Annotated in this window: 1 protein-coding gene; it reads left to right on the forward strand. The window is 67.2% G+C overall.

Translation table 11 applies throughout. The features are described 5' to 3' along the window. On the forward strand, positions 1-377 hold a 377-nt coding region (locus JK361_RS40735; RefSeq protein WP_201828284.1), incomplete at its 5' end, for an alpha-glucosidase C-terminal domain-containing protein. Positions 378-439: the final 62 nt, after the last annotated feature.

Below are 439 nucleotides of genomic sequence, written 5' to 3' on the forward strand. Positions count from 1 at the left end.
GCACCATCGCACCACTCGTCACCCGGCTCAACACCATCCGGCGAGAGCATCCCGCGCTACAGCGCCTGCGGAATCTCCGCTTCCATCAGACCGACAACGATGCCGTGCTCGCCTACAGCAAGAGCACGGGCGCGGACACGGTCATCGTGGTCGTCAACCTCGACCCGCATCACACCCAGGAGGCCACGGTCTCGTTGGACATGCCGCAACTCGGCCTGGACTGGGACGCCGCCCTGTCGTTGCACGACGGGCTGACGGGCGAGACGTACCACTGGGGCAGGACCAACTTCGTGCGTCTCACGCCCGGCCGTACTCCGGCGCATGTGCTCCACGTCGGGCGGTCGACGCCCCAGATCGGAGGGCCCGCAGCCTCATGACCGTCAACGACCCCGTTCCGGACACCTTCGAGGACACTCCCGTCAAGGACCGGGATCCGGAG

Source organism: Streptomyces musisoli (assembly GCF_016741855.1).
Taxonomy (GTDB): domain Bacteria; phylum Actinomycetota; class Actinomycetes; order Streptomycetales; family Streptomycetaceae; genus Streptomyces; species Streptomyces musisoli.